General features: G+C 71.7%; 19 protein-coding genes and 1 tRNA gene. 10 read left to right on the top strand and 10 right to left on the bottom strand.

The genetic code is table 11. The features are described from left to right. The first annotated feature begins 129 nt into the window (after window positions 1-129). Window positions 130-2,610, top strand: a complete 2,481-nt coding sequence (locus tag JYK18_RS10060) for an endonuclease/exonuclease/phosphatase family protein (protein ID WP_206801825.1) — start codon at window positions 130-132, stop codon at window positions 2,608-2,610. On the opposite strand, the gene JYK18_RS10055 is transcribed toward JYK18_RS10060, so the two are convergent. The 8 genes from JYK18_RS10055 to JYK18_RS10020 all read right to left on the bottom strand — a co-directional run bounded on the left by JYK18_RS10055 (window position 2,607) and on the right by JYK18_RS10020 (window position 9,364). Beyond that, window positions 2,607-2,966 (bottom strand): hypothetical protein, encoded by a 360-nt coding sequence (locus JYK18_RS10055; protein WP_206801824.1) that lies wholly within the window; start codon window positions 2,964-2,966, stop codon window positions 2,607-2,609. The two genes, JYK18_RS10060 and JYK18_RS10055, sit on opposite strands and share 4 nt — an antisense overlap. Beyond that, a complete protein-coding gene (locus JYK18_RS10050) occupies window positions 2,963-5,722 on the bottom strand; it encodes an FtsK/SpoIIIE domain-containing protein (protein WP_206801823.1) in 2,760 nt (919 codons plus the stop codon). Before JYK18_RS10050 ends, JYK18_RS10055 begins: the two co-directional genes overlap by 4 nt. A gap of 19 nt (window positions 5,723-5,741) precedes the next feature. Then, window positions 5,742-5,987 (bottom strand): hypothetical protein, encoded by a 246-nt coding sequence (locus tag JYK18_RS10045; protein ID WP_206801822.1) that lies wholly within the window; start codon window positions 5,985-5,987, stop codon window positions 5,742-5,744. Window positions 5,988-5,989: 2 nt separating this feature from the next. Then, entirely contained in the window at window positions 5,990-6,250 is a 261-nt protein-coding gene (locus JYK18_RS10040) for a hypothetical protein (RefSeq protein ID WP_206801821.1), read from the bottom strand. Window positions 6,251-6,654: 404 nt separating this feature from the next. Then, a tRNA-Ser gene (locus JYK18_RS10035) sits at window positions 6,655-6,744 on the bottom strand. 66 nt (window positions 6,745-6,810) lie between these two features. Continuing rightward, window positions 6,811-7,260 (bottom strand): hypothetical protein, encoded by a 450-nt coding sequence (locus JYK18_RS10030; RefSeq protein ID WP_206801820.1) that lies wholly within the window; start codon window positions 7,258-7,260, stop codon window positions 6,811-6,813. After that, window positions 7,260-8,690 (bottom strand): HAMP domain-containing sensor histidine kinase, encoded by a 1,431-nt coding sequence (locus JYK18_RS10025; protein WP_206801819.1) that lies wholly within the window; start codon window positions 8,688-8,690, stop codon window positions 7,260-7,262. Before JYK18_RS10025 ends, JYK18_RS10030 begins: the two co-directional genes overlap by 1 nt. Next, window positions 8,687-9,364: a response regulator transcription factor gene (locus tag JYK18_RS10020; RefSeq protein ID WP_206801818.1), complete on the bottom strand. Its 678-nt coding sequence runs from the start codon at window positions 9,362-9,364 to the stop codon at window positions 8,687-8,689. The genes JYK18_RS10025 and JYK18_RS10020 overlap by 4 nt, the downstream gene beginning before the upstream one ends. A gap of 111 nt (window positions 9,365-9,475) precedes the next feature. Between JYK18_RS10020 and JYK18_RS10015 the strand changes: the two genes are divergently transcribed. The 8 genes from JYK18_RS10015 (at window position 9,476) to JYK18_RS09980 (ending at window position 15,614) form a co-directional block, all read left to right on the top strand. Further along, the gene (locus tag JYK18_RS10015; protein ID WP_206801817.1) at window positions 9,476-10,381 is read left to right on the top strand and encodes a phosphatase PAP2 family protein; all 906 of its coding nucleotides are present in this window, start codon (window positions 9,476-9,478) and stop codon (window positions 10,379-10,381) included. A 32-nt stretch (window positions 10,382-10,413) separates the two neighbouring features. Next, entirely contained in the window at window positions 10,414-10,812 is a 399-nt protein-coding gene (locus tag JYK18_RS10010) for a pyridoxamine 5'-phosphate oxidase family protein (protein ID WP_206801816.1), read from the top strand. 93 nt (window positions 10,813-10,905) lie between these two features. After that, window positions 10,906-12,354: a GAF domain-containing protein gene (locus tag JYK18_RS10005; RefSeq protein ID WP_206804140.1), complete on the top strand. Its 1,449-nt coding sequence runs from the start codon at window positions 10,906-10,908 to the stop codon at window positions 12,352-12,354. Continuing rightward, complete coding sequence (locus JYK18_RS10000) at window positions 12,351-12,998, top strand: response regulator transcription factor (protein WP_206801815.1); 648 nt, start codon at window positions 12,351-12,353, stop codon at window positions 12,996-12,998. The genes JYK18_RS10005 and JYK18_RS10000 overlap by 4 nt, the downstream gene beginning before the upstream one ends. Then, a complete protein-coding gene (locus tag JYK18_RS09995; protein ID WP_206801814.1) occupies window positions 12,967-13,617 on the top strand; it encodes a YigZ family protein in 651 nt (216 codons plus the stop codon). Before JYK18_RS10000 ends, JYK18_RS09995 begins: the two co-directional genes overlap by 32 nt. A gap of 171 nt (window positions 13,618-13,788) precedes the next feature. Next, window positions 13,789-14,016: a hypothetical protein gene (locus tag JYK18_RS09990; RefSeq protein WP_206801813.1), complete on the top strand. Its 228-nt coding sequence runs from the start codon at window positions 13,789-13,791 to the stop codon at window positions 14,014-14,016. A gap of 17 nt (window positions 14,017-14,033) precedes the next feature. After that, a complete protein-coding gene (locus JYK18_RS09985) occupies window positions 14,034-14,822 on the top strand; it encodes an IclR family transcriptional regulator (protein WP_206801812.1) in 789 nt (262 codons plus the stop codon). A gap of 51 nt (window positions 14,823-14,873) precedes the next feature. After that, window positions 14,874-15,614, top strand: coding sequence for a Clp protease N-terminal domain-containing protein (locus JYK18_RS09980; protein ID WP_206801811.1), 741 nt, complete (start codon window positions 14,874-14,876; stop codon window positions 15,612-15,614). On the opposite strand, the gene JYK18_RS09975 is transcribed toward JYK18_RS09980, so the two are convergent. Next, window positions 15,562-16,389, bottom strand: coding sequence for a CPBP family intramembrane glutamic endopeptidase (locus tag JYK18_RS09975; RefSeq protein ID WP_206801810.1), 828 nt, complete (start codon window positions 16,387-16,389; stop codon window positions 15,562-15,564). The two genes, JYK18_RS09980 and JYK18_RS09975, sit on opposite strands and share 53 nt — an antisense overlap. Before the next feature lie 174 nt (window positions 16,390-16,563). Here JYK18_RS09975 and JYK18_RS09970 point away from each other — a divergent pair, with 174 nt between their 5' ends. After that, window positions 16,564-17,331 (top strand): trypsin-like serine protease, encoded by a 768-nt coding sequence (locus JYK18_RS09970; protein WP_206801809.1) that lies wholly within the window; start codon window positions 16,564-16,566, stop codon window positions 17,329-17,331. A gap of 80 nt (window positions 17,332-17,411) precedes the next feature. On the opposite strand, the gene gndA is transcribed toward JYK18_RS09970, so the two are convergent. Next, a complete protein-coding gene (gndA, locus tag JYK18_RS09965; RefSeq protein ID WP_206801808.1) occupies window positions 17,412-18,851 on the bottom strand; it encodes an NADP-dependent phosphogluconate dehydrogenase in 1,440 nt (479 codons plus the stop codon). Window positions 18,852-18,925: the final 74 nt, after the last annotated feature.

The following is an 18,925-nucleotide window of genomic DNA, read 5'->3' as shown; positions in this document are numbered from 1 at the left end:
CACCGGGATCTCCCGGTGCCCGCCTTCGCTGTTCGTCGCCGGTCCCCCTCGCTGGTAACCGTTGTGCGAACGACTTCCCTCGTTCACCCGTCTGGGTAAAGATGCCTCCCGTACTTCCGAACGAGAGGAATGCGGGTGACCTCGCTCCGACGCAGACGAACCGCGGCGGCCACCACCGCCGGTGCGGTGGCCGTCTCCCTTGCCGTCACGCTCGCCCCCGCCGCGCTGGCCGTGCCCAGCCCGGACGCGGTGATCACCGAAGTCTACGGGGGTGGCGGCAACTCCGGAGCCACCTTGACCTCGGACTTCATCGAGCTGGCCACCGCCTCGGCCGCGGTACCGCTGGACGGCTGGAGCGTGCAGTACCTGCCCGCCTCGGCGAGCCCGTCCAGCCAGTGGCAGGTCACCCCGCTGGGTGGCAGCCTCCAGCCCGGCGGCCGGTACCTGGTCGCCGAGGCGAGCGGTGCCGGGGGCACCACGCAGCTGCCGTCCGCCGACGCGACCGGCACCATCGCGATGTCCGCCACCGCGGGCACCGTGGCGCTGGTCAACGGCACCGAACGGCTGACCTGCCGCACGGCCGCCGACTGCGCGGCCGACCCCCGCGTCCGCGACCTCGTCGGGTACGGCTCGGCCGTGGTCCGCGAGGGCACCGCCGCCGCGGCGACCGCCAACGGCACCTCCTCGGCGCGCGCGACCCTGGCCGATACCGACAACAACGCGGCCGACTTCACCACCGGCGAGCCGACCCCGGTGAACAGCAAGGGCGAGACCCCCGGCGGCGCCGACCCCGGCACCCCCGCGCGGATCCACGAGATCCAGGGCACCAAGCGCCTTTCGCCGTTCGACGGCAAGCGGGTCAAGGACGTCACCGGCGTGGTCACCGCGCTGCGCACCTTCGGCAGCGCCCGCGGTTTCTGGCTGACCGACCCGAACCCGGACGACGACCCGCGCACCAGCGAGGGCCTGTTCGTCTTCACCGGCAGCACCACGCCCGCGGTCAAGGTGGGCGACGCGGTGAGCGCGGCGGGCACGGTCAAGGAGTTCTACCCGGACAACCCGGCGAGCTCGAACTACCAGTCGCTGACCGAGCTGACCAGTGCACAGTGGACGGTCACCTCCGGCGGCAACGCCCTGCCCGCGCCGACGGTCGCCGGTCCGGACACCGTGCCGGGCGCGCTGGTGGCGCAGCCGGGCGGCAGCATCGAAGGCCTCGACCTGGAGCCCGCCAAGTACTCGCTGGACTTCTGGGAGGCCCACGAGAGCGAGATCGTGCAGATCTCCGACACGCGGATCGTCGGGCGCAGCACCCAGTACAACGAGCTGTACGTGACCACCAAGCCCGAGGAGAACGCGACCGCCCGCGGTGGCAGCGCCTACCTCGGCTACGACCGGCCGAACACCGGCGTGCTCAAGATCGAGTCGCTGATCCCGTTCGCCGAGCGGCCGTTCCCGCAGGCCAACACCGGTGACGTGCTCACCGGCCTGACCTCGGGCCCGGTGGAGTACGACAGCTTCGGCGGCTACACGCTGTTCGCCACCGCGCTCGGTGAGGTCAAGGACAACGGCCTGGTCCGCGAGACCACGCGCAAGCAGCGCACCGGGGAGCTGGCCGTGGCCACCTACAACGTGGAGAACCTGTCCGCGGTCGACGAGCAGTCGAAGTTCGACGCGCTGGCCGACGGCATCGTGACCCACCTGGCGGCGCCGGACGTGGTGACCCTGGAGGAGATCCAGGACAACAACGGTGCCGAGGCCGAAGGGGACGGCGTGGTCGCCGCCGACCAGACGCTCAAGCGGTTCACCGACGCCATCGCGGCGAAGGGCGGCCCGCGCTACGAATGGCGGCAGATCGACCCGGTCGACGTCAGCGACGGCGGTGAGCCGGGCGGCAACATCCGCGTCGGCTTCCTGTTCAACCCGGCGCGCGTGTCCTTTGTGGACCGCCCGGGCGGCGACGCGACCACCCCGGTGGGCGTGGAGAAGGAGCGGGGCAAGGCCAAGCTGACCGTCTCGCCCGGCCGGGTCGACCCGGCGAACGCGGCCTGGGCGAACAGCCGCAAGCCGCTGGCCGGCGAGTTCGTCTTCCAGGGGCGCAAGGTTTTTGTGGTGGCCAACCACTTCGCCTCCAAGGGCGGTGACCAGCCGACGCACGGCCGGTACCAGCCGCCGTCACGCGGTTCGGAGACGCAACGGCTCCAGCAGGCCGAGGTGCTGCGCGGGTTCGTCGACCAGCTGCTGGCCGCGGACCGCAACGCGAACGTGGTGGTCGCCGGTGACCTGAACGACTTCCCGTTCTCGCCCTCGGTGCGGAAGCTGACCGCGGGTGGTGCGCTCACGGCGCTGATCGACACGCTGCCGGAGAACGAGCGGTACAGCTACGTGTTCGAGGGCAACTCGCAGGTGCTGGACCACATCCTCGCCTCGCGGGCGCCGCGCGGTGTCGACTACGACGTGGTGCACATCAACGCCGAGTTCGCCGTGCAGGCCAGTGACCACGACCCGCAGGTGGTCCGGTTCCGGCCGGGCACCGGGAACGCCGTGCAGGACGGCATCTTCGACCTGCTCGACTGGCTCGAGCAGATCCTCGCGAAGAAGCCCGGCGTCTAGCGGGCGCGCCAGCCGAGCTTCAGTATCGCCTGCACCAGGTCCTGGTACGCGGCGCGGACCTCTTCCAGATACCGGTCGAGGTACGCGCCGCGGGCCGAGGGGCTCGGCTCCGGTGGGAGGCCGACCTCCAGCCACGACAGCCGCGAGACGTTGTCGTCGGCCATGCGCCACCAGCGGTTGACGCGCTCGATGGTCTGCGCCTCGCGTTCCTTCGCGGCGGCGACGGCCTCGTGCGCGTCGGCCAGTACGCGCTCCAGTTCGTCGGCCCTGGCCAGCTCCCAGGTGCGGAGGTTCTCCTCCGCGCCCCTGGCCAGGCCGATGATCTCCTTGTACCGCATGGCGGCGGTCCCGGTCATGCGCTCACCTGCTCCGGATCGGGGTGGAAGAACGGGATCAGCACTTCGGGACTGGCGTGCGTGGTGCGGTCGAAGAACAACGCGCGCCCCGGCCGCGGTGACCAGTGCACCACCTGCCCGGCGCAGAACGGGCTCAGCTCGCTGCCCTGCACGTCCAGCGCCGCCCAGGCGCCGATGTCGTCGGTGCCGGTGAAACCGAGCGTGTCCTTCAACCTGGCGATCGCCCGCCACCAGCCGATCGTGTGGAAACCCGCACCGGGCCCCTGCTTCAGCAGCACCCGGAAGTGGTCCAGTCCGCTCTTGAGCACGCCGGGGGCCTTCGCCTCCAGCGCGGGCAGCGCGGCCTCGGCGCCGAACAGCAGCAGGATGCGCTGCTTGTCCACTGAGGACAGCCCTTCGACGAACTCTGCCAGCTTCTCGGGCAGCTCGGGCCCGGCGATCGTGGTCACCTCGTGCCCCTGGCCGGCCAGCTTCTTGGCGATCTCCTCGACCGACGACTCGACCCGCTCGACCAGGTTGCACACCACGAACTCGACCGAGCCGGTCGAGTACTGCTGCGCCAGCGACCGGGCACACGAGTCCATGATGGACAGTGCTTCCCGGACGGCGGTGCCGAGCACCGCGAAGTTCCGCCCCGGTGTCGGGGACAGCTCCACGCCGTGCGCCGCGTTCTGCACGTCGATGGTCTGCCCGACGAGCGTGCGCGGCCGGGTGTTGTGCCGCAGGTCCTTGAACTCCTCGTTGTCCTCCAGCAACGGGGAGATCGCGCCGTCGAACAGCCGGGGCACCGCCGTGCCGCTGGCGTAGCGCTCCCACAGCTGGCGCTGGAGCGTCGGGAAAACGTCCTTTGTGGAGGCATCCGGCACGTGGGCCAGCTGGTTCCCGTGTGACACCCCGGAATCGTGGTTGATCACCGCGTGCCAGCGCGGCGCGGAGACGGCCGCCTCGTTGGTCTCGGCCAGCACCCGGCGCGCCTTCGGCATGGCGATGCGCAGCGTGCACTGCTCGAAGATGGCCGGTTTGCCCCAGAACGCCTCGATCCCGGCCACGTCCTGGCTGGCCAGCACCAGGTGGATGCCCTGCGACCGGCCGCGCCGCGCGATGTCCTCCAGCAGCGAGGTCGCCTGCGCGGTCACCGTGTCGCGGCCGGCGAACAGGTACTGGAACTCGTCGATCACCGCGACGATCCGTGGCCAGTGCCCGTTCGGATCCTGTTCCCGCAGGTCGGCGAGGTTGGTCACCTCGTGGTCCTTGGCCGCGGCCGAGCGCTTGCGCAGCTGGTCGGCGAGGAAGCGCAGCAGGGCCAGGCCGAACTCGCGGTCGGTGTTGACGTTCACCCCGACCAGTTGCGCGTGCGGCAGCCAGCTGGCGTCCTTGCGGCCGGGCGCGAGCCCGGCGAAGGACACGCCCTCCTTGAAGTCCAGCAGGTACAACGCCAGTTCGCTGGGGGAGTACCGCGCGGCGAGGCTGCCGAGCAGCGCGTAGAGGAAGTTGGTCTTGCCGGACCCACTGGGCCCGCCGATCAGCGCGTGCGGGCTGGCGTCCCCGATCACCACCTCGACCGGATCGCCCTCGTGGAAACCGACCGGGGCCCGCAGTTCGTGGGCCGAGCGCTCCTGGCCGAGTTCGCCGGGCAGCAGGTCGGCGAAGGTGCGCGGGCCGCCCTGCTTCTGGATCAACGCCTCGGCGATCCGGGTCGCGGCCGTGCTGACCTGCCCGGACGGCAGCGGGGGATCCAGCGTGACCACCAGGTCGGCGCCGGTCATGCTGGTGATCGCCTTGCGCTCCTCGGACTTCAGGCTGATGCCCTCGACCGAACCGCCGAGCGTGGTCGGCACGTCCACCAGGATCAGCGAGATGCCCGCCGAGAGCGCGCCGCTGGCCACCCGGCGCAGGTCGCGCAGGCGCTCCGGCTGCAACTCCTCGCCGTTGCCGAACAGCACCGCGATCCGCCACGGCTCCGACCGCTTGCCGGTGGCCAGGCGCATGGCGCGCAACGAGGTGTGCCCGCCCTGCATGGTGTGCGCGTGGATGCGGCGGATGTGCCCGGCCAGTTCGTCGAGCAGGTCCTGCAGTCGGGTCGGGTCGCAGATGTTGAGCGCGCCGGTCCGGCTGAGCGGGTACAGGTTCGGCAGCACCGCGGTGAGCTGGCCGACGTCCCACAGGTGCACCCGGACCGCACCCGGTTCGAAGGTGGACAGCACCCGCATCAGCAGGTTCTCCACCAGCGCGTCCACCGTCGCCCTGGTCTTCGGCGCGGAGGTGATGGACAGGTGCGACTCGTCGAGCAGCGGGACCGCCACGTCGAAGGTCTGCGCCACGCCGGTGGTTTTGCTGTCCACTGTGGACGTGCCGATCCGCCACAGCTCGGGCACCTGGTCACCGGGGTTGGTGCCGACGCGGCCGAGCCAGTGGCCCGGCGGTTGCCCGGCCGGGCCCGGTGCCGCCGAGGCGACCAGCTCGCGCAGCGTGTTCGGCCCCTCGGCCCAGTCGCTGTAGAACTGGCCGCGCACGGTGTGCAGCCAGTTCACCACCTCGGCCATGCCCGGCTGGCGGGCGCGGTCGGCGATCGCCTCGTCGGCGCCGGCCCGCTCGATGCCTGCCCGCACGATCATCCGCTCCAGCTCGAGCTTGGCCAGGTCGGATTCGGCGGTCTCCCGGGCGCCCGCCGCGGCGCCCAGCGCCAGGCCGAGGTGACGGCGGAGCTGATCCAGTGCCGCCGTCACGCGTCCGCGTTGCTCGCTGCGCTTGTTCATCTCCGCCTCACGACTACGACTACAGCATGGCCAGATAGGTACCCAGCGCCTCGTCGGCCCCGGCGATCCGGGCTTTGTGCGTGTCCAGCTGGTCGACCGCCTGCGCCAGCTGCGGCGGGACCCAGGGGTCCGCCTGTGCCTGCGGATCGACGATCGCACGGCGTGCCTCGGCGAGCAGTTCGCCCGCCCGGTCGAGGTGCGCCACCGCGGTCTCCGCGGCGGCCCGCACCGCGGTCAGCCGTTCGTGCAGTTCGGAGACGGACATCGTCAGAGACGCGCCGAGTAGGAATCGGCGGCGGAAATGGCCGCCTGGATGGTGCTCTGCGTGCCGGTGATGCCCTGCAGCGCCTCGGCGAACATGCCGTGGGCCTGGCCCACCTCCGGTTGGCTGCTGCCGGAAGTCGCCTGCGCCAGCGAGAGCTGGGCTTCTTCGAGTGCCTGGGCGGCCTGCTGGAGCGCGGCGACGCTGGCGGTCGCCTTCTCCTTGGAAAGCGCGATTCCCGCGCGGATCTCATCCACTCCGGGCATGGGGCTGCGGACTCCTTGAGAAATCGGGGCTGGTGCGTGGTTGTGTCCGGTCTTCGGCGAGGGTGCCCGGCCGCGACCCGGAACGGGTCAAGCCCCGGACGAGGTGCCGTCCGGGGCCGGTAGACGGCCGAAACACTAGTGCCAGCGCACGGCAAGCCAGTACCGATCCCCCGGCAAGATCGTCCGGCTGACAGTATTAGCGTCGGCGCCTTTCGCGCCCGGGGTGGGAAGCCCGCGGCCGCGCGAGTTCGTGGCCTCATCGGCGGACTCCAACTATGGGCGGCGGCACTAGTGTCAATGCAGTATGCGTGCCGGGAGGTGGCACGGAGAATCCAGCGAACGGGTTGGCCGTGCTCACACGCAGCGAGGTCCCCGGCACGGTGCTCACCGGGGACCTCGCTGGCTGGCGGAGGATACGGGATTCGAACCCGTGAGGGCTTTTACACCCAACACGATTTCCAATCGTGCGCCTTAGGCCGCTCGGCCAATCCTCCGCCGAGAAGGCTACAGGACCCCCGCACGGCCCCCGGTTGCGGGGTCTGAGCTGGGCGAACACCCGCTCAGCCCGCCGGGCAGCCGACCAGGTCGCGACTGCCGTCGGTGCCGGTCACGCGCAGCGCGCCCCACAGGCCGGTGGTCACCGTGGTGCAGCTGAGCTGGTTGAACGCGGCCTCGGACACCGCCGCCAGCGGCACCGGGAAGACCACCCCCAGCTGGCCGCTGAACCCGACTTTGCCGCCCGGCGGCACCTCCGAGGACAGGCCGCGCTTTTGTTCTTCCGCGGTGGGCCCGCTCACCAGCGCGCTCAGCACGCTTTCCGGGCTCGCCAGTCCCGGTGTCGACCGGGTGATCGGGTAGATGCGTCCGCCGAACAGGAAATAAAGGGTCATTTCCGCCTGGTTCCGGTCCGGGAAAGCGGGACCGGGACCAGCCGGGATGGGACCGTCGGTCGGCCGCACCCCGCACGCGGTGAGCAGGAACACCAGCAGGACCGCCAGCACGCGCTTCATCACGGCACCGCCAGGAACCGGGGCAGGAACAGGGTGAACCGCGCGCCGCCGTCCGGCCGGTTCTCCGCCTGGATGCCGCCGCCGTGCATGCGCGCGTTCTCCAGCGCGATGGCCAGGCCGAGTCCGCTGCCGTCGGACCGCGTGCGGGCGCTGTCGGCCTTGTAGAAGCGCTCGAACACGTGCGGCAGCACGGCCGGATCGATGCCGGGACCCTGATCGCTGACCTCCACCGACACCATCGTGTCGTTCGCCCGGAGTTTCACCTCGACCGGGGGGCCCCCGTGACGCAGCGCGTTCCCGACCAGGTTCGCCACGATCACGTCGAGGCGGCGGCGGTCCACCCTGGTGCTCACCCCCTCGGGCAGGTCGAGCACCAGCTCGGGCCCCTCGCGCCAGCCCCGCGCGGCCATGCTGTCGGTGATCGCGGTGGCCAGGTCCCAGTCGTCGAGCTGCAGGTCGGCGCGGTTGGTGTCGAACCGCGAGATCTCGATCAGGTCCTGCACCAGGCGCGCGAGCTTGCGGGTCTCCGCCGAGACCAGGCGGGCGGCCACGGCGGTGTCCGGCGGCAGCTGACCGGCGTCCTCGTCCAGCACCCCGGTCACCGCGCTCATCGCGGTCAGCGGGGTGCGCAGCTCGTGCGACACGTCGGCGACGAACCGGCGGGCCGCGGCCTCCATCTCGCGCAGCTCACCCACGGTCCGGTCCAGTGCGACCGCGGTCTCGTTGAAGGTGGCCACCAGCTCGGCCAGTTCGTCGGAACCGCGGGCGCGCAACCGGGTGTCCAGCTTGCCCTCGGCCAGCTGCCGCGCGGCGAGGTTGAGCTGGCGGACCGGCCGCAGCACGCCGCGGGCGGCGAGCAGCGCCAGCCCGGCGGCCAGCGGGAACACCAGCGCGACGGTCAGCCAGGCCCACCGCGCCAGCTCCTCGATGGCGGTCTGCTGGTCGGACAGCGACATCGAGGCGTACACCTCGATCCCGGTCGGCGTGCTCCGGCCGGTCGCGTCCGGCCCCAGCACCGGCATGCCGACGAAGAACATCGGCGTGCCGTTGAGGTCCACCCGCTGGAACTGGATGCGTTCTCCCGACCCGACCGCGGACCGCAGCACCGCGGGCACCGAGGTGATCGGCAGACCCTGGCTGGCCGAGCTGCGGCCCTGGTAGACCACCACCGCGGCGCCGTCGATCCGCCGGGCGAGCGTGTCCAGGTCGGCCTGGCCCGGTGGTACGGACAACTGGGACAGGGTGTCGGTCACCCGCTGCTTGACCTCGTTCATGAAGTCGTCCTGCGCGGTGGCGAGCATGGTGTTGCGGGCCGAGACGTAGCTGGCGCCGCTGGCCGCGGCCGCGCCCAGCACGGTGGCCAGCGCGAAGGCGGCCAGCAGCCGCGGCCGCAGTCCGGACAGCCACTGCCACGGGCGGTTCCGGTTCATGGGCGGGCGAAGCGGTACCCGAACCCGCGTACGGTCTCCACGTGGCGCGGGCTCGCCGGCACGTCCTCGATCTTCGACCGCAGGCGCTGCACGCAGGCGTCCACCAGCCGCGAGTCACCGAGGTAGTCGTGCTCCCAGACGGCTTCGAGGATCTGCTGGCGGCTGAGCACGCGCCCCGGGGTGCGGGACAGTTCGAGCAGCAGCTTCAGCTCGGTCGGGGTCAGCTGCACCGCCTCCCCGCGCAGCGTGACCACCAGGCCGGTGCGGTCGATCACCAGGTCACCGTAGCGCTCGGTGTCGCTCTGCTGCTCGCTGACCGCACGCCGGAGCACGGCGCGGATGCGGGCGTCGAGCACCCGGGGTTCGACCGGTTTGACCACGTAGTCGTCGGCACCGGCCTCGAGCCCGGCCACCACGTCGAAGTCGTGGCTGCGCGCGGTGAGCATGATGATCGGCGTCTCCCCGCCGGCGCGGATCCGGCGGCAGGTCTCGAACCCGTCGATCCCCGGCAGCATCAGGTCCAGCACCACGATGTCGGGCCGGTGCTCACGCAGTTCGTCGAGCCCGCGCTCGCCGGATTCGGCGGCGTGCACGACGTGCCCCTGGCGGCGCAGGGCCAGCCCGAGGCCCTCACGCACGGCGTCGTCGTCCTCCACCAGTAACACCATGGCCACCCGGTCATTAAACCGACGACCCGCCGGGCCCGCGATCCGTGCCCGCCTTTGTGGCAAAACCATGACATTACCCGGACGAGACCGCTAAACAGCGCGGTCAGCATGGGATTCATGCAGGTCAGTCTGGTTCTGGAGAACGCAACCGGCCCCGCCGGCGCGCCCGCCGAGAAGGTGCACGCCTACCCGGCGCGGCACGGCAGGCGACGCCGCCGGGTCGCCACCACGCCGCTGCTCGGGGCGCTCGGCTGCGTGCTCGCTTTCGCCTACACCTACTGGTTCTTCGTGCTCACCCCGGCCGGGCAGCGGATCGAGAACACCACCCTGCTCGCCGGTCGTCCGTCCACAACGGACTCGATCGCCGGGTTGCTGCGCGACGTGGACTTCGTGCCGCTGCTCGGGGTGACCGCGGTGGTGCTGCCGTTGCTCGCGCTGGCCAGGCGCCGGTACGCGCTCGCCGGTGGGGCGCTGGTCACGCTGCTCGGTTCGCTGGCGGCCGCGCAGTTCCTCAAGCTCGCCGTGCTGCCGCGGCCCCAGCTCGGCGAAAGCGACGGCGCGCCGGGGCACAACAGCTTCCCGAGCGGGCACGTCACCGCCGCGATCGCCGTGCTGCTGGCCACCATGCTGGTGCTGCCGCGCCGGTTCCGGCTCTGGGCCGCGGTTCCCGGCGCGGTCGGCGTGGCCTGGGTCGCCGCGTCCACCGTGGTGCTCGGCTGGCACCGGCTCAGCGACACGCTCGGCGCGGTGTTCCTGGTCAGCGCGCTGTGCTGCCTGGCCATCGCGTTCCGCGGCACGCAGCGCACGGCCTCGTTCGGCGGGCAGGCGGTCGCGTTGCTGGTGCCCGTGCTGGTCGCCGGGACCGGTTACCTGGCCACCACCGCGGGTGCCGAGGGCGGCGGTGGCGTGCTGGTGATGGCGGTGGTGCTGGCCGCGGTTTCGTCGGTGGTGATGGTGGCGCTGGTGACCTGGTTGATGCTGGGTGACAAGGCACCGCCCCGGCATCGGGTCCAACGGCCCTAGTGGACCGCCGCGGTTCCCGGCACGGTGTCGCCATGGGGGAACTCGCGGCGGTGAGGACGGGTGGGAAGGCGATGCTCGACTCGTTCGGCCAGGAGGTGCTCAACCGGGCACAGTCGCTGGAACTGCTGGGCAGCACCGGGGTGGGCCGGGTGGTGTTCACCGACCGGGGCATGCCCGCGGTGCAGCCGGTCCGGTTCGCGCTCGACGAGCACGCGCTCCGCTTCGAGGTGCCGGCGGGGAGCGTGCTCGCGGCCGCCGCCCGCGGCAACGTGCTGGCTTTCGAGGCCGACTCGCTCACCCCGGAACTGGGGTCCGGGTGGTGGGTCACCGTGCTCGGGCACGCGAGCCCGGCCGAGGTGACCGCCGGCGAGTGCCTGGTGCGGATATCCCTCGAAGTGGTGACCGGGCGCCGGATGCGCGTGGGCCAGTAACGAACAGTCCGCCGAAGTCGACCATTCTGGCGGAAGATCCCCCTGCCGAACGGGACCGGTGCGCACCCAGTGAACGACCTGAGCGCCCAGCGCATGCTGGACGCGGTCATCAGCATCGCCCACGGCGCGACCGTGCCCGAGATCCTGGACCGGGTGGCGGGCGCCGCGTGCGCGCTGACCGGTGCGCCCGAAGGCGTGGTGCTGCGGGCCGGGGCGGCGCCGCCGAGCGCGGGGGACGCGCTGGTGGTGCCGATCGAGGTGCGCGGGGAGCGCTTCGGCGAGGTCCGGCTGACCGGCAAGGAATTCACCGAGGCCGACGCCGAGCTGGTGCGCACGCTGCTCACCGCGGCGGGCGGGTCGATCGGCAACGCGGCCCTGTTCGAACAGTCCGAGCAGCGCGAACGCTGGCTGCGTGCCTCGCACGACGTGACCTCGGCGCTGCTGGCCGGTGAGGATCCCGAGGCCACCCTGCGGTTGATCGCCGAACGGGCGCGGCAGGTCGCCGGGGCCACCGCGGGTGGGATCGCCCGGCCCGGCAGTGACCCCGCTGACGGCACCGTGCTGGTGTTCGAGGTGGTCGAACCACCGGGACCCGATGCCGACCGGCTGACCGGGCTGACCGTGCCCGCCGACGGCACCGCCACCGGGATGGCCTTCACCAGCGGGGAACCGGTGGTGGTGCGCCGCTACGGCGACCACGTGACCGCGCAGCAGGCGGGCACCGGGGTGGACCTGCCGCCGGTGGTCGGCGACCTGGACTCCGCGGTGGCCGTGCCGCTGCGCGTCGGTGGCGAGTCGCTCGGGGTGCTGGTGGTGGCGAAGCTGCGTGACGAGGTGCCGTTCACCGACACCGAGGTCCGGCTCGCGCTGACCTTCGGCGCGCACGCCGCGCTGGCCATGGAGTTCGCCAGGGCCGAGCAGGACCGGCAGCGCCTCGCCGTGCTGGAGGACCGCGACCGCATCGCGCGCGACCTGCACGACCTGGTGGTGCAGCGGTTGTTCGCGATCGCGCTCGGGCTGGAGTCGACCGGGTTGCTGCTCGACGAGCCGAGGGTGGCCGAGCGGCTGCGGCGGTTCGTCGACGACCTCGACGCCACCATCACCGAGGTCCGCAACAGCATCTTCGCCCTGCAGCAGCCTGCCGAGGGACTGCGTTCGCGGATCGCGCGCGCCTGTGCCGAGGCGGCGGGGAGCCTCGGCTTCGAACCGCGCGTCGGCTTCACCGGTGCGGTGGACGCCGCGGTGCCGTCGGCGGTCGAGGCGGACCTGTTCGCCACGCTGCGGGAGGCGCTGTCGAACGTGGCGCGGCACAGCAAGGCGACGAAGGTGTCGGTCACCGTGGCGGTCGACGGCCGCGGCGACGGGCTGCGGTTGACGGTGGTGGACAACGGGATCGGCCTGCCCGCCGAGACCACCCGCCGCAGCGGGCTGGCGAACCTGGCCGCGCGGGCCGAGCGCTGGCGGGGCACCAGCGTGGTGCGGGGCGAACCCGATCGTGGAACCACCCTGGACTGGGTGATCCGGCTACCGGAGGTCCGATGACGGTCTCGGTGTTCCTGTTGGACGACCACGAGCTGGTGCGCACCGGGTTGCGCACGGTGCTGGAGGCCAGCGGCGACCTGGTGGTCTGCGGCGAGGCGGCCACCGCCGCCGAGGCGCTGGCCCGGATCCCGGCGGCGCGACCGGACGTGGCGATCCTCGACGTGCGCCTGCCCGACGGTGAGGGCATCTCGGTGTGCCGGGAGATCCGGGCCGCGGTCGAGCCGCCGCCCGCCTGCCTGATGCTGACCTCGTACTCCGACGACGAGGCGTTGTTCGGCGCGATCATGGCCGGCGCGGCGGGGTACATGCTCAAGCAGGTCTCCGGCGGTGACCTGGTCAACGCGGTGCGCACGGTGGCGGCGGGCGGCTCGCTGCTCGACGCGCACCTGACCGCGTCGGTGATGAGCAGGCTGCGCGGGGACGACGGTCCGGCCGATCCGGGGTACGCCCAGCTCAGCCCGCAGGAGCTGCGGGTGCTGGACCTGATCGCGGCCGGGCTGACCAACCGCCAGATCGCCGGGCGGCTCGGGCTGGCGGAGAAGACGATCAAGAACTACGTATCGTCGTTGCTGCACAAGCTCGGGTTCGAACGCCGGACGGAGGCCGCGGTGTATGCCACCAAGCGCAGGCGGTCCCATCCCTGACCGCGACACCTACCGCACCATCGCCGCGGCGGGGGTGCACGAGATCGAGGTGCGCCGGTCGCGGTTCCTGTGTGCCCTGGCGCCGGTCGACTCGGCCGAGGCCGCGCGCGAGGTGATCGCCGAACGGCGTCGCGCGGAACCGGCGGCCCGGCACCACTGCCACGCCTTCGTGCTCGACCCGGACGGCCGCACCCAGCGCTCCAGCGACGACGGCGAACCGGCCGGCACCGCGGGCACCCCGATGCTGGAGGTGCTGCGGCGGCGCGAGCTGACCGACACCGTCGCGGTGGTCAGCCGCCACTTCGGCGGGGTGCTGCTCGGCGCGGGCGGGCTGATCCGCGCGTACGGGCAGGCGGTCGCGGACGCGATCGACGCCGTCGGCACGGTCGAGCGGCGGCTCCTGTGCCTGCTGCGGGTGAGCGTCGACTACGGCCGGGCCGGTCGGGTCGAAGGCGAACTGCACGCCTCGAAGTACCAGGTCACCGGCACGCACTACGACGACGCGGCGCGCTTCGAGATCGGCGTCCGCCCCGACCAGGTGCCCGGTTTCCTGGCCTGGCTGGCGGATCTGACCGGCGGCAGCGCGGAGGTGGCCGAGACCGGTCGGTACTGGGTCTGAGAAAAACCCCGCGTTCCGGTGTATCTGGCGGGTATTCGCGCGCCTCCTTGTTTCCGTGGTGCTCGCGGTAGGGCCTTTGGACCCTGAGCGGTGCGGGGCATGGGGCCCTGGCCGGTCAGCCGCGGACATTGAAAGCTGGGAGCGATCCTCGGCTAGCAGGGGAGAGCGCCGATGAGAAAAGTGATCCAGGTCGAAGACATACCCATGTACCTGCGCACGCTCGCCGTGCTCGCGGTACTGCTCACCGCTTCGGTGCAGGCGCCTTCGGGATGGCGCTCCACCGGGGGTCCCGTGGCGGTCGTGGTCGTTCCGGCCCAGTCCGTCGGGGTGCTGGGGGAGCAGAGCGGGCCGGAGGCCGAGCGGACCGGCAACCCGCTGGGCCGTTCAGTCGCGCACTGACCACCGAGGCTGGCTTAATGCGGCACAACGCCCCGGGAACTCCATCGGTCGCGGACCGGGTGCTGGACGTGCTCGACGCGTTCAGCACGGAGCGCCCCGAACTGACCCTGTCCGAGCTGAGCAGGCGCACCGGCCTGCCGTTGTCCACCACCCACCGCATCGTCGGCGGGCTGGTCCGGCGTGGTGCGCTCGAGCGTGCCGAATCCGGGCGATACCGGGTCGGCCTGTGGTTGTGGGAGGTGGCCTCGCTGGCGCCGCACGGCCTCGGCCTGCGCGACACCGCGATGCCCTTCCTCGAGGACCTGCACGAGGCCACCCGGCAGAACGTGCAACTGGCCGTGCTGGACGCACCCGACGTGGTGTACCTGGAGCGGATCTCCGGGCACAGCCCGATGCCGTCGCGAGCGGGCGGGCGGTTGCCCGCGCACGCCACCGGGGTGGGGCTGGCGCTGCTGGCGCACGCGCCGGCCGGGGTGGCCGAGCGGGTGCTCGCGCGGCCGATGAAGCGGTTCACCGACAAGACGATCGCGTCCCCGGAGCGGCTGCGGCGGGTACTCGCCGACGTGCGCCGCGAGGGCATCGCGATCAGCGACGGCCAGATCGAACTGGTGGGGCTCTCCGTCGCCGCACCCGTGTTCGGCGCCGAGGACACCGCGGTGGCGGCGATCTCGGTGGCGGTCCCGGCGACCGGGACCGATCCGCGCACGCTGGTGCCCGCGGTGCGCGCGGCGGCCCGGGGGATCTCCCGCACCCTGGGCGCGCCGCGCGCCAAACGAGCCGGCCTGGTGGTCGGCGGCCGGGGCTGAACTGGTCAACCTGGGGTTGACGGCCGCTGGTCGTCAACCTAGGGTTGACGTATGAGCAATCCTGTGAAGCTCGACGAACTGATCGAGCACATCAAGAACCAGCACCCCGAAGCCGACCCGCTGCAGCACCTGTCCGACGCGGTGCTCGCCGCCGATCACCTCGGGGAGGTGGCCGACCACCTGATCGGGCACTTCGTCGACCAGGCCAGGCGGTCCGGCGCCTCGTGGACCGACATCGGCCGCAGCATGGGCGTGAGCAAGCAGGCCGTGCAGAAGCGCTTCGTGCCCAAGGAGAACGACGGCCAGCCGCTGGCCGAGCTGATGCAGACCTTCACCCGCTACACCGACCGCGCGCGGCAGGCGGTGGTCGGCGCGCAGCAGGTCGCGCTCGCCGCCGGGAACGCCCGGATCGACCCGGAGCACCTGATGGCCGCGTTGATCAGCGATCCGGAGAACCTGGCCACCCGCACCTTGGTCGCCCTCGGCGCCTCGCCCGACGAGATGCGGGCGAAGCTGGTCGAGGGCTTCGAGCCCGCCGCGGGCGAACCGCCCGCGCAGGCCACCATCAGCGCGCGCGGCAAGAAGCTGTTCGAGCTGACCGCGCGGGAAGCGCTCCGGCTCGGCCACAACTACATCGGCGCCGAGCACTTCCTGTTGAGCCTGCTGGAACTCGGGGACGGCGACGTGGCCGAGGTGCTCGCCGGCGCGGGGATCACCAAGGAGAACGCCGAGGCCGTGGTCACCCAGGCGGTGGCACAGGTGCTGGCCGAGCGGTCCGCTTCCGGTACCTGAGGTCGGCGATCCCCGCGTAGAGGATCGAGGGCGCCGCGATGAGCACGGCGTCGCCCCAGGTCGCGGTCACCGTGCTCTGGTCGGGAATGGGGGCCCCGCCCGCCAGCACCATGGTGGCGATGTTGTTGACCGCGTGCAGGCCGATCGCCGCCTCCAGGCCACCGGTGCGCACGGTGAGCCAGCACAGGATCATCGCGAAGACGAACAACTCGGCCAGGATCGGTGCCGACGTGTAGCCGTGCGTGGCGACGAAGGCGGCCGAGCTGAGCACCGCACCCGGCCACGGCGTGCGGAACCAGGCGCCGAAGGCCTGCACCAGCCAGCCGCGGAAGACGTACTCCTCGGCCGCCGCCTGGAACGGCACCAGCAGCAGGGTGAGCGCCACGATCGAGAGATAGGTGGACAGGCCGGGAAAACCGTCCCAGCGGGCGCCCAGCGCCAGGTCCACCGCGGCCGCCAGGGCGAAGGCGGCCACCGCCCAGCCGGTGCACTCGGTCAGCCACCGCCACCGCAGCCGACCGTCCACACTAGACAAAGTGCCGGGTTTGCGGGCTTCGCCGAAGCGGGCCGCGGCGAACACGGCGGGCAGCGTGACCGCGATCGCGCCGAAGCTCAGCACCATTTCCCAGCGCTGGTCGGTGCTCTGCGAGATCGCCGCGGTGACCGCGGAAAACGTTGCCAGCAAAGCAAAACCGACCGCGACGAGGACCGCGGCACCGAGCAGCGGCCGCCACCAGCGATAGGCGGGGCCGCGGGTCTGCAGGTGGTAGCTCACCCGCCCAAACCTAGCCGACACCCGTTAGTGCAAACGGGACGCTCACGCAAGGTTCCTTTGGTCAGTCCGTCGGGTGAATAGGAACTTTCGAAGGGTGTTAATGATTTACCAACATTGCTTACGCTGCGTCTCATCCCCCACGGGAGGCTAGGGGGCAGGGAGAAGGAGATGCGGATGAAGGTACGTGCTCTGGTCGTCGGCCTGCTCACCGGCGTGGGCGCCGCGGTGGCCGCGGTAGCCGGTGCGGCGCCGGCCGGCGCCGACGTCACCCCGTTCATCGTCGGCGGCAACGACGCCGACCAGGAGTACTCGTGGATGGTCTCGCTCCAGGAGGGCGGCAACCACTTCTGCGGCGGTTCGCTGATCTCCCCGGAGTGGGTGCTGACCGCGGCGCACTGCGTGCAGGGCTCCTCCGCCGACTCGATCAGCGCGCGGATCGGCAGCAACGACCGCACCACCGGTGGCGAGGAGGCGCAGGCCGCCGAGGTCATCGTGCACCCGGACTACACCGGCACCGGGGCGGGCGGTGACATCGCGCTGGTCAAGCTGTCCGCGCCGGCCACCTCGGCCCCGGTCTCGCTGGGCACCACCACCGACGCGGGCACCAAGACCCGCCTGCTCGGCTGGGGCCAGACCTGCCCCGAGCGCGGTGGCTGCGACGCCCCGATCAAGCTGCAGCAGCTGGACACGCAGGTGGTCGAGGCCGACAAGTGCACCGGCATCGACGGCAGCCTCGAGCTGTGCACCGACAACCCGGGTGGCAACGCGGGTGCCTGCTACGGCGACTCGGGCGGCCCGCAGGTCGTCGAGGCCGGCGGCAAGTACGAGCTGATCGGCGTCACCAGCCGCACCGGCAACGGCGACCCGACCTGCGCCACCGGCCCGTCGATCTACACCTCGGCCCCGGCGTACTCGGACTGGATCTCGCAGAACGTCGGCTGACCCGGTAGCTGAACGCTATGAGTGGGGCATTACTTGCAATCAACGCAAGTAATGCCCCACTCATAGCATTGGGGGGAGGGTCAGGCGGGCTTTTCCGGGCGCGAGTCGGTGGCCCACTCGGTGTGGAACGAGCCGTCCCGGTCGACGCGGCGGTAGGTGTGCGCGCCGAAGTAGTCCCGCTGGCCCTGGATCAGCGCCGCCGGGAGGCGTTCCGCGCGCAGGCCGTCGTAGTAGGCCAGTGACGTGGCGAAGCCCGGCGCCGGGATGCCGAGGCGCGCGGCCGTGGAGACCACCGAACGCCAGGCGTCCTGCGCGTCCTCGACGGCCTTGCGGAACAGACCCGCGGTGAGCAGGGTCGGCAGCTCGGTCTCGGCGGCGTACGCGGACCGGATGTCGTCGAGGAACTTCGCGCGGATGATGCAGCCGTCACGCCAGATGGTGGCGACCTGACCGAGGTCGATGTCCCAGCCGTACTCGGTGCTCCCGGCCTGGATCTGGTTGAAGCCCTGCGCGTAGGCGACCACTTTGGACGCGTACAGCGCCTGCTCCACGTCGTCGGCGAACTTCTCCGCCTCCGACCCGGTCAGCTTCGACCGCGACGGACCGGCCAGCCCGCGCGCGGCGGCCCGCAGCCCGGCGTGCCCGGACAGCGAACGCGCGAAGGTCGCCTCGGCGATCCCGCTGATCGGCACCCCGAGGTCGAGGCCGATCTGCACGGTCCAGCGCCCGGTGCCCTTCTGCTCGGCCTGGTCGGCGACCACGTCGACGAACGGCTTGCCGGTGGCCGCGTCGGTGTGCGCGAGCACCTGCGCGGTGATCTCGATCAGGTACGAGTCCAGCCTGCCGGTGTTCCAGGTGCGGAAGACCTCGGCGATCTGGGCGGGCTCGTAGCCGGCGGCACCGCGCAGCAGGTCGAACGACTCGGCGATCAGCTGCATGTCGGCGTACTCGATGCCGTTGTGCACCATCTTCACGAAGTGCCCGGCACCGTCCGGCCCGATGTGCGCGCAGCACGGCGTGCCGTCGACCTTCGCGGAGATGTCCTCCAGCAGCGGCCCCAGCGATTCGTAGGACTCCGGCGAACCACCCGGCATGATGCTCGGGCCGTGCAGCGCGCCCTCCTCGCCACCGGAGACGCCGGTGCCGACGAAGTGCAGCCCGCGCTCGCGCAGCTCGGCTTCGCGGCGGCGGGTGTCGGCGAAGTGCGCGTTGCCCGCGTCGACGATCACGTCGCCCTTTTCCAGCAGCGGGGCGAACTCCTCGATGACCGCGTCGGTCGGCGCACCCGCCTTGACCATGATCACCACCTGGCGCGGGCGCTCCAGCGAGTCGACGAACTCCCGCGCCGAGTACGCCGGGATGAACTCGCCCTCCGAGCCGAACTGCTCGACCAGGTCACGCGTGCGCTGCTCGGAGCGGTTGTGCAGGGCAACCGTGTGCCCGTGCCGGGCCAGGTTCCGGGCCAGGTTCCGGCCCATCACCGCCAGCCCGGTGACCCCGATGCTCGCCTTCTTGCTCATGTGCCGCCTTCCGTATGGGACCTGCTCCGCAGATTAGTCGCGTACTCCCGGTTACGGGCGAGTCACCGAACCCG

The organism is Amycolatopsis sp. 195334CR, assembly GCF_017309385.1.
Classification (GTDB): Bacteria; Actinomycetota; Actinomycetes; order Mycobacteriales; family Pseudonocardiaceae; genus Amycolatopsis.
The sequence above is the reverse complement of the archived record's forward strand: the minus strand, read 5'-3'. Positions and strand labels throughout refer to the sequence as shown.

Coding starts and splice junctions, on each gene's coding strand:
- JYK18_RS10060 (WP_206801825.1), top strand. CDS start 130: ATGCGGGTGACCTCGCTCCGACGCAGACGAACCGCGGCGGCCACCACC.
- JYK18_RS10055 (WP_206801824.1), bottom strand. CDS start 2,966: ATGACCGGGACCGCCGCCATGCGGTACAAGGAGATCATCGGCCTGGCC.
- JYK18_RS10050 (WP_206801823.1), bottom strand. CDS start 5,722: ATGAACAAGCGCAGCGAGCAACGCGGACGCGTGACGGCGGCACTGGAT.
- JYK18_RS10045 (WP_206801822.1), bottom strand. CDS start 5,987: ATGTCCGTCTCCGAACTGCACGAACGGCTGACCGCGGTGCGGGCCGCC.
- JYK18_RS10040 (WP_206801821.1), bottom strand. CDS start 6,250: ATGCCCGGAGTGGATGAGATCCGCGCGGGAATCGCGCTTTCCAAGGAG.
- JYK18_RS10030 (WP_206801820.1), bottom strand. CDS start 7,260: ATGAAGCGCGTGCTGGCGGTCCTGCTGGTGTTCCTGCTCACCGCGTGC.
- JYK18_RS10025 (WP_206801819.1), bottom strand. CDS start 8,690: ATGAACCGGAACCGCCCGTGGCAGTGGCTGTCCGGACTGCGGCCGCGG.
- JYK18_RS10015 (WP_206801817.1), top strand. CDS start 9,476: ATGCAGGTCAGTCTGGTTCTGGAGAACGCAACCGGCCCCGCCGGCGCG.
- JYK18_RS10010 (WP_206801816.1), top strand. CDS start 10,414: ATGGGGGAACTCGCGGCGGTGAGGACGGGTGGGAAGGCGATGCTCGAC.
- JYK18_RS10005 (WP_206804140.1), top strand. CDS start 10,906: ATGCTGGACGCGGTCATCAGCATCGCCCACGGCGCGACCGTGCCCGAG.
- JYK18_RS10000 (WP_206801815.1), top strand. CDS start 12,351: ATGACGGTCTCGGTGTTCCTGTTGGACGACCACGAGCTGGTGCGCACC.
- JYK18_RS09995 (WP_206801814.1), top strand. CDS start 12,967: ATGCCACCAAGCGCAGGCGGTCCCATCCCTGACCGCGACACCTACCGC.
- JYK18_RS09990 (WP_206801813.1), top strand. CDS start 13,789: ATGAGAAAAGTGATCCAGGTCGAAGACATACCCATGTACCTGCGCACG.
- JYK18_RS09985 (WP_206801812.1), top strand. CDS start 14,034: ATGCGGCACAACGCCCCGGGAACTCCATCGGTCGCGGACCGGGTGCTG.
- JYK18_RS09980 (WP_206801811.1), top strand. CDS start 14,874: ATGAGCAATCCTGTGAAGCTCGACGAACTGATCGAGCACATCAAGAAC.
- JYK18_RS09970 (WP_206801809.1), top strand. CDS start 16,564: ATGAAGGTACGTGCTCTGGTCGTCGGCCTGCTCACCGGCGTGGGCGCC.
- gndA (WP_206801808.1), bottom strand. CDS start 18,851: ATGAGCAAGAAGGCGAGCATCGGGGTCACCGGGCTGGCGGTGATGGGC.